The organism is Paralteromonas sediminis, from assembly GCF_003820355.1.
Classification (GTDB): domain Bacteria; phylum Pseudomonadota; class Gammaproteobacteria; order Enterobacterales; family Alteromonadaceae; genus Alteromonas_F; species Alteromonas_F sediminis.
On the sequence record NZ_RPOK01000002.1, the window covers coordinates 553,639 to 567,000 of the forward strand.

The window sequence follows — 13,362 nt, forward strand, 5'->3', positions numbered from 1 at the left end:
AGACTAATTTAAGGAATAGTAAAGAGGTTTTTTATGTCAGCTTCTCAGAGTTACATTCATTGTCAGAACTGCAATTTTAGCCATTTGTGCTTACCCTTGGCATTGAACACGGATGAAATGGACAAACTGGATACCATCGTTAAACGCAACAACCCGTTGCATAAAAACGACTATCTGATTGAGTCCAACACCCCACTGACATCTTTGTACGCGGTGCGAACAGGTTCGTTCAAATCTTATATTGAAGACGACGACGGTGAGTACCAAATAACCGCGTTTCACTTTCCCGGTGATATCATTGGGTTTGACGGCCTAAGAGAAAAAAGGCATGTCAGTCAAACGCAAGCCCTAGAAACTGCAATGGTATGTGAAATTCCTTTTCATATGCTTGAAGATGTGGCTGAAAAACTCCCTAACCTCCGCAATCAATTAATGAAGTTTATGAGTGCAGAAATTCAGCAGGATCGCGAACTTGTTATGTTGTTAAACAAACGCAACGCCGAATCCCGCTTACTTTATTTCCTTATTTCGCTGTCAAAACGGTTTGAAGAGCGCGGATTCTCGGCAACATCGTTTTTATTACCTATGACCCGAACTGATATTGGTAACTTTTTGGGATTAACGGTAGAAACGGTAAGTCGACTATTAACTCGCTTCCAAAAGAATGGGCTGATAAAAGTGGAAGGAAAAGCCTTAGAAATACTGAAAAAAGGTGACATGGAACAAATGCTCACCGATTATCACATCAACATCGACTCGATTTAACCGAACAAGCCTTTTCGATTGGGTACCGAAACCCGTATAATACCGCCGATTACAGTGGTTCACGGGTTTCAAGGTAGTGCTTCAGAAACAAAAATACAACGAAAACAAACTTCTTAAACGGCTAAGAGGCCTAACCGGTAAAGCCGTCATTGACTATGCAATGATAGAAGAAGGCGATAAGGTTCTGGCTGCCGTTAGTGGCGGCAAAGACTCATTCGTCATGCTGGACATGTTGCTTTATCTAAAAAGCGTTGCGCCTATTCATTTTGACGTAGTGGCAGTAAACCTTGATCAAAAACAGCCAGGTTTTCCTGAACATATTTTACCTGAGTATTTTGAAGGTCGTGACATCGACTATTACATCATCGACAAAGACACCTATTCCATCGTTAAGGAAAAAGTACCTGAAGGCAAAACAAGCTGCTCTCTTTGCTCTCGTTTGCGACGAGGTTCGCTGTATAGTTTTGCTGAGGAAATCGGCGCGACTAAAATCGCGCTTGGCCACCACATGGACGATATGGTTGAAACCCTCTTTATGAACATGTTTAACAACGGAAAGATGAAAGCCATGCCACCCAAGTTGCTAAGTGACGATCAGCGTAATATCGTTATTCGGCCACTGGCTTACTGCCGTGAAAAAGACATTGCAAAACTGGCTGCATTAAACGCGTATCCAATCATTCCCTGCAACCTTTGTGGTAGTCAGGAAAACTTGCAGCGCAAGCGCATTAAAAATATGGCTAAGGAATGGGAGAAGGCCAACCCAGGTTGCATAGAAAATGTGTTTAACAGCATGCGAAGCGTGAGTCCTTCGCAATTGGCTGATTTAGACTTGTTCGATTTTAATGCACTCTCCATTGACCGCTCAACACCAAGAAAGTCCTATGACTTTACTGGGCCTGAAGTGTCTTCAACCAACCTCATTGACATAGTTAACGTAGGATAATATGAAAGTAGGACTCGCCCTTGGCGCCGGTGCTGCGCGCGGATGGACCCATATCGGTGTAATAGAAGCTTTGCAGGAAATGGGGTTAAGAATTGATATGGTAGCAGGCTGCTCCATAGGTGCATATGTAGGTGCAGCTTATGCCAGTGGCAAATTACCAGAGTTAAAAGAGTGGGCCTGCTCATTAACCGAATGGCAAACGCTTTCCCTCATGGGCGTTGGGCTAAAGCGTGGCGGTCTTGCCAGTGGACAGAAGGTATTTGATAAACTCGCGAACGATTTTTGCGCGCCCACTTTTGAAGACATGGATTTACCTTTTGCTGTGGTGGCTACCGACCTTTACTCTGGACGGGAACGCAGCTTCAAATCAGGGCCAATTGGTGACTCTATTAAAGCGTCTTGTGCCATACCAGGCTTGTTTTCACCGGTTTTGCATGACGATAGGTGGCTGGTTGATGGCGCAGTTGTGAACCCGGTGCCGGTGAACCTTTGTCGTCAACTGGGTGCAGACTTTATCATCGCAGTAAATTTAAGCAGTGATTTCAGACCACAGCGTTCAGCTGCAGTGAGTAAAAAACACGAAGAGAGTCAAAAACACACTGATGACTTCTTCTCCAAAAGCCAAAATGTGATCCGACAGTGGTTTTCTCCGCAATCGAATAAGTCTGAAAAACCCACCCAGGCAGATTCACCTGGTGTATTTTCAGTGATGAGCAGCTCTCTGGAAATCTTACAGGCAAGAGTCACTCGCTCTCGTCTTGCCGGCGAACCACCTGATTTACTCATCGAACCTCGTTTGGACAATGTAGGCTTAATGGAGTTTCACCGGGCGAACGAACTAGTGGAATCAGGGTATGCAACCGTTAAGCGGCTGCAAGAGCACATAGAATTTCAGTTAAAGATCAACTAACGCGATGCTAATGCAGTGATCCGCAAGGGTCGCTGTGGCAATTGCAGTGATTCAAGATTTTCTAGGCTTTCGTCATTAAGGATAAGCATTCCGCCTTGGATCTGATGCCCAGAAGCAAGAACAATATTCAGGTTCTCATCAGCAAAATGTACCATAAGCCCTTTTACTGTGGGCATCATAAAAGACAAAAAGCTTCCCATTTCATTGAAAAATGCGGTGTACTGCTGATGAATAAAAGCGAGATCAGACCCAGCATACTCGTTTTTTAAAAATTCAGGTTTCGTTTCAAGTTGTACTGACATGTCACACAGATTAGCGGGTTCAGTAAGAAGAATGTGCACTTTCGCATCAGCTAAATTCAGCGCTTTCTCACTGGGGACCGTGAATCTGTATTCTGGTGTAACCGGCAGCGCTATCGTTTTTTTCTGAGTAACTATGTTAGCTTCCGTAATCTCACACAGCTGCTTTTCTCGCACATGCATAAAACCAAAAGCAAATTGCAGTGCCTGAGTGTCTTCGTTATTTAACTTGCGAACGTGGCTGTAGAAGCGCTTGTAGTCAACCTCAACGGTTTCTGCAAATGTGGTAATGGAAAACAACACTAACACAGCGAAAGTAAGTGTTCTCATTCAGTAAAATACTCCTCATTGAATCGAATCATAGCCTGCAACTCTTCTACATAATCATGACCGCGCTCCGAATAGCTAACCAAGCCCTCGGCTAGGTCACTGCCGGTAATAGGCAGATTATTAGCGCGCAGATTGGCCCTTATCTGTCGCAATTCCCGGTATGCATCGTGACGATTCAAATTGCGTAAATAGGTGTAAACTGCACGTGTCAGATTGGGAAATTTTGCCACTTCGTGTTTGGCATCTTCCTTACGCCTTGAAGGCACAAACCCACACCCTTTTTTAAAACACCATAAACCAAAGAAATTGTATCCTCTTCGGGCGAAACGCGATGTCCCCCAGGCTGACTCATTTGCGGCTTGTACCAGCACCAGGTCGGTAGGGATAATATCTATCCGATTCAACAGCCCTTGTATAACGTTTGCGGTCTGGGCTAAGTCCTGAGGATTAACGTTACTATCTACGCGGTATTCTTTTTTAAGCCATACGAGGCTTTGTCGCTCTTTCTCAGACAAAGGCTCGTTGTTAGCGACTTTTCTTTGTAGCTGCATAAGACGATGTCGAATACCGAGTATATGTTGATTCTGCGCCTCTATTTCAGGCCGAAGGTAATCAAAAAATGCCTTCTTTTTCTCTTCAACGTTGGCAAAATCAGTGAAGTCAGGGACAGGCTTTGCGGCCATTTCTGACGGAGCAGGAACAAGGTCTTGCTGAACGCGCTCGGTCGATAACGACCAAAGGTACAGCACTAATACCAAAGCTATTAGTGTAGAAAGGGAAACTTTAATGACACTTCTGCGGGTCGCCATTAACTACTCAATCTATTACATCAATGGTTAAATTATATCCCATTAAACGCGTTAACCCTACCCTATCAGGTGAAAAGTATCCCAAGGGCGACCACAATCAACAGTGCCCCCATGGCCCTATCAACCCAATAGCTGTAATGTCGTAATACATAAATAACCTTATTATGATTCAAGATCATCGACAAAAAACAGAACCATGCCGCTGTAGCCATTGCCAAATAGCCACCATAAAACAGCTTTACGTTTAGCGCTGTGCTTGGGTCGATGACCAGTGTAAACAGCGACAAAAAAAACAAGGTTGCTTTAGGGTTTATACCGTTGGTAATAAAGCCAATGGTAAACGATTTATACAGTGTTGTAGGAACATGAGCTTGATTGCCAGACGTGTCGCTATCACTGTTTGGTGCCGCTGGCTGAGCTCGAATGGCGCCCCATGCCAAGTAGAGCAAATAGCCGGTAGCAAGATACTTAATAACATTAAATAACCAAGGTGTAGTAGCAATAACCACGCTTAATCCAATGAGTGAATAGGCCACATGAACGAGTATCCCAACACCAATGCCTAAGCTGGTTGCCAGAGCGCTATTTCTGCCATAGTGCAAGCTCTGCCTCACTACGATAGCAAAATCCGGCCCAGGACTTGCGACCGCTAATAAGTGAATAAGGGCAACCGCGGTAAATTCAGTCCAATTCACTACTGACGCTCCAAACACTGCTCAACCCATTTGGGTACTGTGGATGATGCTGCGCCGATATGCTGATGTTCAAACGCTGGGTTGTCAGTTGATTCAAGGTTTATAAAGTGGGTCTCTGCACCATGTTGATGGGCAATATCCACTAACCCAGCGGCGGGATAAACCTGACCCGATGTACCAATGGCGACAAAAACTGAAGCAGACTGTACGGCATCATATATCAACTCCATCTGTAGAGGCATTTCTCCAAACCACACAATATCAGGGCGCAACGCCGAGGCAGGTTGGCAACATTCACATTGGTTTAATCTATCCAAATCGTTTAGCCATTCACTTCGTCGACCAGAAACAGTGCATCGGGCTGACAGCAATTCACCGTGCATATGAATAACATCGCTAATGCCCGCGCGTTCATGCAGGTTGTCTACATTTTGTGTGATCAGAGTAACCTTCCCCTTCCAATTATTATGTAGCTTAGCCAACGCATAGTGAGCAGCATTGGGTTTGAGTGAAGCCTGATGGAGTTGTTGACGACGTAAATTATAAAAATGATAGACAAGTTCTGGATTAGAAATAAACGCTTCTGGCGTCGCCACTTCTTCAATGCGATGGTTTTCCCATAGCCCATTGTTATCCCTGAATGTGTTAATGCCTGACTCAGCGGAAATTCCCGCACCAGTCAAAATAACGATGTGTTCCATTACTGTTTTTTGGCTTTTGGTAAAGATGGATCGGCGCCCCACTCTGACCAGGAACCGTCGTATACTCGCACATCATTAGCGCCTAGTGCTAATGCGGCCAAAGCGCCAATACACGCTGTAATACCTGAGCCACAGCTAAAGATAATAGGCTGTGTTAAATCGACATTTTGTACAGAGAACAAGCTCGCTAATTCCGTAAGATCGCGCAGATTTCTAGGTGATTCAGGATTGATCAATGTTTGGTAATGAAGGTTTATTGAGCCTGGAATATGTCCCACACTAACGTGTGGACGCGGGTCATCTTCTTCACCAGAAAAGCGGGCGACACTTCGAACATCGATAATTTGATTACTGGCATGCATAGCGGCTAACACGGTTTCTTTGCCCACAAAGCCATTAAATCCTAACGTGTCTGGTGCGACAAAAATCGACTCTGACTGGCACTGTTGAAAACCTGTACTTCTCAGCATAAATGCCAGCCTTGGCCCACAAAATACATCGCCCGCTTCAACTATATGTATCTCAGTGTCTTTATCCAGGCCAATATCTTTGGTGGTGTGGAGCCATTGCTCTGCAGAGGGCATGGTTGTTCCGAACTGATCAAAATCAAACACAAAGTCACATGATTCATTGTCTAGCAACTGAGGTTTTTGGTTTGACCCGACTCTTTTCATTCTGCTTTCTATGACTATCACTCTTTATCCTCGGTTAAGGCAATGACGCTGCGATAGAAAAGATCACAGGCTTCACACCAGCAATTATAAATTCAACGGCAATCACCATAATGATTAGGCCCATGAGTCTCATCATCACTTTGATACCCGTTTCACCCAACAACTTAATAATATTGCCTGCAAAAAACAACACCCAGTAAGTGATGAACAATACTAAAAACACAGCCCCGAAAAGCACGAGTTCGTAGTCAATCGACACTGCATCATCCATGAGTACGATTGCGTTAGTAATGGCGCCCGGACCACAAATCATAGGAATAGCCAGCGGCGTAACAGAGATATCTTCTACGTAACTTTTTACGTCTTCCTCATGCACCTTTACTCTTGAAAGCCTGGCCTGCAACATGTCCATCCCCATGATCAGAAAAATTATCCCGCCCACAATTCTGAAGCTATCAACCGTTATATGAAAAAACTCAAACAAAAGCTGCCCTGCATAGGCAAACACACACAGGGTGATAAAGGAAACGATCAAGGCTTTTCGCGCCGTTTTGCGGCGCACGTCTTCAGAAAGTTCTGCTGTGAGCGTCATGAAAACAGGCATGACACCTAGAGGATTCATCAGACTAAAAAATGAAGTAAAGCAAAGTAGTGCAAAGGGAATTAAATCTTGCATGAAATCTGCAGTCAGCCAAAAGGGGCAGTAGTTTCACAAATTCTCGGGGCTGTTTGAACTATTTTTTCTCAAAAATACGCAAAATGATGTTTTCCGACTCGATCTTCGGGACATGCTGATGAATCAGCGACTTCGCTTTTATCATAAATGCCTCCGAGGCCATCACCTCGTCTATTTGTTTAATAAGACGTGCTCCTACTGCTGATTTGGAGCATGCAATAAAACCATCAACATATTCATTTGAAAGTTCTTCAACGCGATAAATAAAAAATCGTGACATGTCCTCGGTTTCGGGTAGAAAACTTTCAAATGTCATTGCGTATTCCAATATCACGTCTAACTTTCCTTGTATCAGCATATTTCTTAATCTAGCTGCTTTATCATTGCCCTTGCCAATATAGAAGTTCTCAGGTTTGGTGTTGATGATTGCATCGGCCGCAGGACCATACATTCGTCCATCAACCACACCTACTAATTCCCTGGCATTTTTTGCCAACTGGCTGAGAGACTGAGTTGATGCCTGACCAAGGCTAATTCGGCTAATTAGACGATTGGGCGGAAATGAGATGACGGGCATTGCAGAAAAGTACGCCATTTCTGCACGCTCTATGGTTTTCATTTTGTTAAACGCACACGCGTTATCAGCCTGCTTGAGCAGCAGCCACATACGTTCGGCACTCGCAACGACAAATTTAAAATCATAGTCTTGTTTTAATTCAGACAAGACATTGTCAAAGATAAGAAATGCCAAATCTGTTGGTTTTTGATTGTCACCCAGCTGCTCTTTCGCAATTAAAACAGTCTGTTGAGCGCCGTTAACGTCATTCATAAATAGCGTAAAACCGACTAAAAAAAGTGCTCGCAGGTAAACCATAGATCCCATTACCGTAAAACCAAAAAAAGGGAGCATTCGCTCCCTTTAATAAAATTGTGACTTACTGCTTTTTTATACAATGCTTACCCACAACGCAACTTTACTTCGGTGATATCCTGCTGCGTTGATACTGGGAACTGACTAACGTAATCTGTAAAGGCATTTAACGAATGATCATTCATGGCAACCGCGGCCTCCGAAAGCTCCTCATCTGACAATATCGCAGACAATGCGCGGGCCTGACAATCGCATTTGGTATTAGTGGCTTTAGCATTATATTGCGTGCCAATTTCATTGGCTAATCGTTCGCTACCCTTTATGCATGCGCGATAGAACCCCAGCTCAGACTGATTAAGAGGCTCTACGCGTTCTGAACATCCTGATACAACAAGACCTAAAAATATCATACTCATTAACTTGCTAGATGTTGAAAACATAAAAGAAACGCTAACAATCAGAAGAAACTCATAAGAAGTTACCCTAAGCCCTTTAACAAATCAATTGGCTAGGCATGCATATTAAAAATATAAAAAACCATAGAGTTTAGGCGCATGCCTCCAATCAAACTGCCAGAGCGGATCAGGGTTCGCCCAATTCTGACCGTAGTTTAACTCCAGTAATGGAATAGGATCCCTAGGTAGATAAATGTCGAAGCCTTGCACGTTTTTCACTTGCGTCGGCGTGATATGCATTGCGCCTACTCCTGGAGCTGGCAGAGGGTTCATCATGCAAATTCCCTCTTCGTTTACCCAACCAGTAAACAGATCTAGTGTAATTTTATTTGGAGTAGTCACCCAAAAATGGGCGACATTTGAATTTCGGACCTGATACCCCTGCTCTGTCAGTGCCGTTCTGATATCTTCTCGTTCCTTCAATATGTCAGATTGCTCGCTGAAGTTGCTGATATAACAGGCGTCAAGATCGTCATCATGAGCGAGAAACTGTCCGTCCCTCACAATACCTAGCAAAGTACCTGATGATGCAAATGCGCTTATATTCATTGATTTATTAAGAAAACCTAATAAGTTAGAGAGTTCCTGATAGGCCAAATTGACTTTTTCTTCCGACCTGACTTCAAACGTCTCTGAAATGCCATGAGGGCCATATGACAGAGATTCTTGCTGAAGAAAATGGTTTACAATATCAACATATTCCCGTGCTTCTTCATAACTGGTCTTTTTGCCAAATCGGTATATTTGACTTCGAAACTCGTCATCATTAAATGTGCAGCACTTTATTAGGGCCTGTTCAAGTTTGGACAGTGCCAAGAATTGTTCTGACTCGGTAAACGCATAGTTATCGTGGATAACCTGCCAATGAGTTAAATCGCTCGAACAGCTCAGTTTGAAGGATAAGGCTCGGTAAAAGTATTTACCACCACGATTAGTAATCGTGATTTTGGATGCTTTTTGTACCTCACCAAGGTCAATTACTAACCAAGGGTTCTTTTCGTTTTTGGAATGAAAGCTCACCCCCCCTGTGGGTGCCCCATCAATTAGACGCTGCCCATCAAACCGAGCTTCATCATTATAGCTAGAACTAACCATTATCTTGGCATTTTTTAGCAAAGACTGATTGTCTTCGTCTACTATTTCAATCTTGTCCAAATTAATAGACTGGGTTGCCTGCAATTCAAATCGTAAAAACCTGAATGAAGGATCAGGCGACACAACAAAGGGCTGGCCTGATGATTTCCCCCTAAATTTAACAAAATTATATTGCTCAAACATTTGTTCAATTTCAGAAATTACAATCGGCATTTATCTCTCATCTAACGTAATAATATTTTTGGAATGTATTCATGCACTACTTGGCTTATGCATGAACAAATTAGAATTAGGTGTCTTGGGCTGGGCGTGGATTTATAAAGCGAACCAGCGCGTGATGTGCTCAGTTTCTCTTGCGCAACGATGAAAATGACATCCTATCAATTAAGCATTGAAGAATACCATATTCACTTATAGGTTCACAAAGGCGATTGATGCAAATTAACATCATTTGCTTTAATGATCGACGTTAGAAAAATTTGCACGCTCATAGTCTTTACCATACAGTCGTTTAAGCTTTCCGGTGATTTTAAGCTGCGGCATAACCGTATCGAACAATGTACTCAGTACTACGCCCTTTTCTGTTCTTTTGAATACCACGTACAACTTTAGACCTGAGGCGAGTTCAAACCTGCCGAAGGCACTATATTCTGGTTTAACAAGGTTATGTTCATAATCAATCACAGCATCTAGTCTTCCTTTTTCAAGTAGGACAAATGCGTGGCTAATCTCTTTAAAAACGTAAGGTTTCACGTTAGCGTTTATAAAAGGTTTAAAGTTATATTCCTCCAACCAACCCACTGTTTTTCCCTCGAGATCTCCATGGGAAGATATTTGTATGGCCTTAGAACGATAGATAGCTAGCAGTGGAGAGTCAGTATCAATGTGATAAGAGGGGGTTATCGGCTCAACAAGTTCGCTTTTATCTTCTAAATAAATGCCGACAAGAATGTCTGCTTGGTCTGAATTAAACTGCCGTTTGGCACGGGCGAAGGTACCCACATCAAAAGTGAGACTATATTCCTTGTACACTTCGCGAATTAAGGTTAAGTAAACCCCCTTACCGTCTGGCTCTGTATAACCAGGCCAATGGGCGGCACTTACCCTAATGGTTTGGGCATAAAGCGGAGCACATAAATTGAATAAAAAAGCAAACGTTATGGCTCTGATAATAAAATGCCAAAGCCAAACTTTATTGTTGATCATACCGCCACAACTAAAGACTGCTATGTCTTAAGAATGTGCTACTAATCGCGAAAGTTCAAGAATGAAATGGTGCCCGGGGCCGGACTTGAACCGGCACGCTGTTACCAGCGAGGGATTTTAAATCCCTTGTGTCTACCAATTTCACCACCCGGGCACTGATATATGGAGGCGGAACCCGGAGTCGAACCGAGATAGACGGATTTGCAATCCGCTGCATAGCCATTCTGCCATTCCGCCATACCGCATAGCATGGAACATTGGAGCGGGAAACGAGACTCGAACTCGCGACCCCAACCTTGGCAAGGTTGTGCTCTACCAACTGAGCTATTCCCGCGCTGCGTGAACTTGTGTTCACACCTCAATGTGGACGAGCATTCTACCTACCACGAAAGCCCTGTCAACAATAAAAAACGTCGAATGCGCGCTTTTTATTCAATCAGAGTTTGTCTGCTGATTTATTATCCGAATTTGCTGCATTTCTTAAATGAGGCCATGCTGCCAGCGAATAGATCACCATTGACCAGATTGATAAAACAGCAGCGATATATAACAAAACATAGCCTAGCGTTACCCAGTAAAGAGGAATTCCCATAAACACTTCCAGGCCGCTTAACAATCCAATAAGAGCGAGCATTTGCGCAGTGGTTTTGGCCTTGCCAACAAAGGAAACCTTTACTTCATGGCTGCCTCCTCGCTGCCCCATCCACTCCCTAAGGGCCGAGATATAAACCTCGCGTAGCATGAGCAAAATAGCAGGAACCGTGATCCATGGCGTTTCATAGGTGTGTGTGATCATCAACAGCGCAGCCGCCACGATGAGTTTGTCTGCAACTGGATCTAAGAACGCACCAAACGCAGTAGTCTGTTGAAGCTTTCTTGCCAGATAACCGTCGAACCAGTCGGTTATCGCAGCCAGCCAAAATATAAAGGCCCCTGCCTCTCTGGCCCACTTCCAATCAAGAAAGTACACAACAACAAATACGGGAATTAATAAAACGCGAAACGCGGTAACAATGTTGGGTATAGTCCACATAACAACTTCCTAACGATGGCCTATAACGCCATTGGATGCGTATTGTGCCATTTACAGGGCATTTCGGCTAGAGGTGTAAGTGTTCATAAATCGTATCGGCGAGTTGTTTGCTAACACCTGGCACTTTTGCAATTTCTTCTACACTGGCTTTTTTAAGTCCATGCAAGCCACCCATATACTTTATCAGAGCCTGACGTCTTTTTGCGCCCACCCCGGGTATAGACTCTAAACTTGAGGTGTTTTTTACTTTTTGTCTGCGTTGCCTGTGACCAGTGATGGCAAAACGATGTGACTCATCGCGAATATGCTGAATTAAATGCAGTCCGGGAGAATGACTATCTAGGCTAAACGTATCATGAGTGTACCCCAAAATAAGCGTTTCAAGTCCAGGTTTACGACTGGTACCTTTCGCTACACCAATGATCAAAGGTGTCTTGTCGTCAGGCCATTCATTAAAATGCGCCTCGGCCTGAGACAACTGCCCCTTACCGCCATCAATAAATAGGATATCGGGTATTTTGAGTTCTTCCTTGCCGGGTTTAAACCGTCGCTGGAGCACTTGTAACATTGCAGCATAGTCGTCACCAGGTGTAATGTCCTCAATATTATAACGTCTATACTCGCTGGTTTTTGGCCCTTCGCGATCAAACACAACGCACGATGCAACAGTAAGCTCCCCTGCGGTATGACTGATATCAAAACACTCCATGCGCTTAATGGGCTCAGCGAGTTCCAACGCCTCTTCTAACGCCAAATACCTTGCGTGCACAGACTTGTGCTGGGCAAATTGTGTATCAACCGCATTTTGGGCATTGGCATTTGCCAGCTGCAAATATCGCTTCTTATTAGCCCTTATACCTTTGTAGACACTCACATTATGACCGGCTTCAGTTTTGAGCAGCGAAACAATGGCCTTTTCGTCTTCCAGCTCTATAGGAAGCACGATATGTTTGGGGATCGTCTTATTGCCGGCCAAATAAAATTGCAAAAAGAAGGATTCAAATATTTCATGCTCTGTGGCTGATGGCGGCACTCTGGGGAAAAAAGCTTTGCTCCCCAGTAACTGGTTATCACGGATAAACATGACTTGTACACATGCCATGTTGCCTCTTATTGCTAAGCCAAATACATCCATGTCATCTTCAGTACCAGCAACAGCTTGCTGCTCTTGGATGCGCCTTAGCGCACTTATCTGGTCTCGGTATTTTGCGGCTGCCTCAAAATTAAGGGATTCACTGGCCTGCTCCATTTTAGCAACCAACTTAGCGATAACCTGATGGTTTTTACCCCGCAAAAACAAGCGAACGAGTTCAACGTGCTCAAGATACTCGTCATCAGAGACATAGCCACCCACACATGGTGCACTGCAACGTTGCATTTGATACTGCAGACATGGGCGACTGCGCGCCCTGTAATAACTGTCTTCACACTGCCTTACGGGAAAGATTTTTTGCATTGACCGCAAACTTTCTCTGACCGACCAAGCACTCGGATAAGGCCCAAAATATTCGCCCTGCTTTTTTTTGCTACCCCGGTGGAAAGATAGCCTAGGATGCTTATGACCTGAGAGATAAATATAGGGGTAACTCTTATCATCTCGCATTACCACGTTATAACGAGGCTTGTATTTTTTTATGAAGTTATTTTCAAGTAAAAACGCTTCTGACTCACTGGTAACAACGGTTACATCAATGTGATGAATATTACTTACTAAGGCTCTGGTTTTAGCATTGTCCAAATGCTTTCTAAAGTAACTAGACACCCGCTTTTTTAAATTTTTTGCTTTGCCGACGTAGATCACATCACCAGACTCACTGTACATGCGATATACGCCTGGTTTTTGTGTCAATGACGCGAGGAACTCGGCCGAATCGAAAGGTTCAGTCAATGCCATACT

Annotated in this window: 15 protein-coding genes and 3 tRNA genes; 3 read left to right on the forward strand and 15 right to left on the reverse strand. The window is 43.8% G+C overall.

Going from position 1 to position 13,362, the window contains the following annotated elements:
• Positions 1-33 precede the first annotated feature (33 nt).
• The 3 genes from fnr (at position 34) to rssA (ending at position 2,621) form a co-directional block, all read left to right on the forward strand.
• Positions 34-765 (forward strand): fumarate/nitrate reduction transcriptional regulator Fnr, encoded by a 732-nt coding sequence (gene fnr, locus DRW07_RS07735; RefSeq protein ID WP_124027306.1) that lies wholly within the window; start codon positions 34-36, stop codon positions 763-765.
• A gap of 76 nt (positions 766-841) precedes the next feature.
• Positions 842-1,711 carry a tRNA 2-thiocytidine(32) synthetase TtcA gene (gene ttcA / locus DRW07_RS07740; protein ID WP_124027307.1) on the forward strand — a complete coding sequence of 290 codons (870 nt, stop codon included), beginning with the start codon at positions 842-844 and terminating at the stop codon, positions 1,709-1,711.
• 1 nt (position 1,712) lies between these two features.
• Positions 1,713-2,621 carry a patatin-like phospholipase RssA gene (rssA, locus tag DRW07_RS07745; protein ID WP_124027308.1) on the forward strand — a complete coding sequence of 303 codons (909 nt, stop codon included), beginning with the start codon at positions 1,713-1,715 and terminating at the stop codon, positions 2,619-2,621.
• Here rssA and DRW07_RS07750 read toward each other — a convergent pair.
• The 15 genes from DRW07_RS07750 to uvrC form a co-directional block, all read right to left on the reverse strand.
• Positions 2,618-3,250: a DUF2987 domain-containing protein gene (locus tag DRW07_RS07750; protein ID WP_124027309.1), complete on the reverse strand. Its 633-nt coding sequence runs from the start codon at positions 3,248-3,250 to the stop codon at positions 2,618-2,620. The two genes, rssA and DRW07_RS07750, sit on opposite strands and share 4 nt — an antisense overlap.
• Positions 3,247-4,059 carry a glucosaminidase domain-containing protein gene (locus DRW07_RS07755; protein ID WP_124027310.1) on the reverse strand — a complete coding sequence of 271 codons (813 nt, stop codon included), beginning with the start codon at positions 4,057-4,059 and terminating at the stop codon, positions 3,247-3,249. Before DRW07_RS07755 ends, DRW07_RS07750 begins: the two co-directional genes overlap by 4 nt.
• A gap of 65 nt (positions 4,060-4,124) precedes the next feature.
• Entirely contained in the window at positions 4,125-4,754 is a 630-nt protein-coding gene (locus DRW07_RS07760; protein WP_124027311.1) for a LysE family translocator, read from the reverse strand.
• The gene (cobB, locus tag DRW07_RS07765; RefSeq protein ID WP_124027312.1) at positions 4,754-5,455 is read right to left on the reverse strand and encodes a Sir2 family NAD+-dependent deacetylase; all 702 of its coding nucleotides are present in this window, start codon (positions 5,453-5,455) and stop codon (positions 4,754-4,756) included. The genes DRW07_RS07760 and cobB overlap by 1 nt, the downstream gene beginning before the upstream one ends.
• On the reverse strand, positions 5,455-6,129 hold the full coding sequence (locus tag DRW07_RS07770; RefSeq protein ID WP_124027313.1) for a sulfurtransferase: 675 nt from the start codon (positions 6,127-6,129) through the stop codon (positions 5,455-5,457). The genes cobB and DRW07_RS07770 overlap by 1 nt, the downstream gene beginning before the upstream one ends.
• A gap of 34 nt (positions 6,130-6,163) precedes the next feature.
• Positions 6,164-6,805, reverse strand: coding sequence for a MarC family protein (locus DRW07_RS07775; RefSeq protein ID WP_124027314.1), 642 nt, complete (start codon positions 6,803-6,805; stop codon positions 6,164-6,166).
• Between the two features lie 58 nt (positions 6,806-6,863).
• On the reverse strand, positions 6,864-7,715 hold the full coding sequence (locus tag DRW07_RS07780; protein WP_124027315.1) for a hypothetical protein: 852 nt from the start codon (positions 7,713-7,715) through the stop codon (positions 6,864-6,866).
• Between the two features lie 47 nt (positions 7,716-7,762).
• Positions 7,763-8,092, reverse strand: coding sequence for a hypothetical protein (locus tag DRW07_RS07785; protein WP_124027316.1), 330 nt, complete (start codon positions 8,090-8,092; stop codon positions 7,763-7,765).
• A 105-nt stretch (positions 8,093-8,197) separates the two neighbouring features.
• Positions 8,198-9,439 carry a discoidin domain-containing protein gene (locus DRW07_RS07790; RefSeq protein ID WP_124027317.1) on the reverse strand — a complete coding sequence of 414 codons (1,242 nt, stop codon included), beginning with the start codon at positions 9,437-9,439 and terminating at the stop codon, positions 8,198-8,200.
• A 243-nt stretch (positions 9,440-9,682) separates the two neighbouring features.
• Complete coding sequence (locus tag DRW07_RS07795) at positions 9,683-10,432, reverse strand: substrate-binding periplasmic protein (protein ID WP_124027318.1); 750 nt, start codon at positions 10,430-10,432, stop codon at positions 9,683-9,685.
• Between the two features lie 67 nt (positions 10,433-10,499).
• Positions 10,500-10,586, reverse strand: a tRNA-Leu gene (locus DRW07_RS07800).
• A gap of 9 nt (positions 10,587-10,595) precedes the next feature.
• Positions 10,596-10,669, reverse strand: a tRNA-Cys gene (locus tag DRW07_RS07805).
• Between the two features lie 21 nt (positions 10,670-10,690).
• A tRNA-Gly gene (locus tag DRW07_RS07810) sits at positions 10,691-10,766 on the reverse strand.
• A gap of 102 nt (positions 10,767-10,868) precedes the next feature.
• Complete coding sequence (gene pgsA, locus DRW07_RS07815; protein WP_124027319.1) at positions 10,869-11,465, reverse strand: CDP-diacylglycerol--glycerol-3-phosphate 3-phosphatidyltransferase; 597 nt, start codon at positions 11,463-11,465, stop codon at positions 10,869-10,871.
• A 67-nt stretch (positions 11,466-11,532) separates the two neighbouring features.
• Positions 11,533-13,359, reverse strand: coding sequence for an excinuclease ABC subunit UvrC (gene uvrC / locus DRW07_RS07820; RefSeq protein ID WP_124027320.1), 1,827 nt, complete (start codon positions 13,357-13,359; stop codon positions 11,533-11,535).
• Positions 13,360-13,362 lie beyond the last annotated feature (3 nt).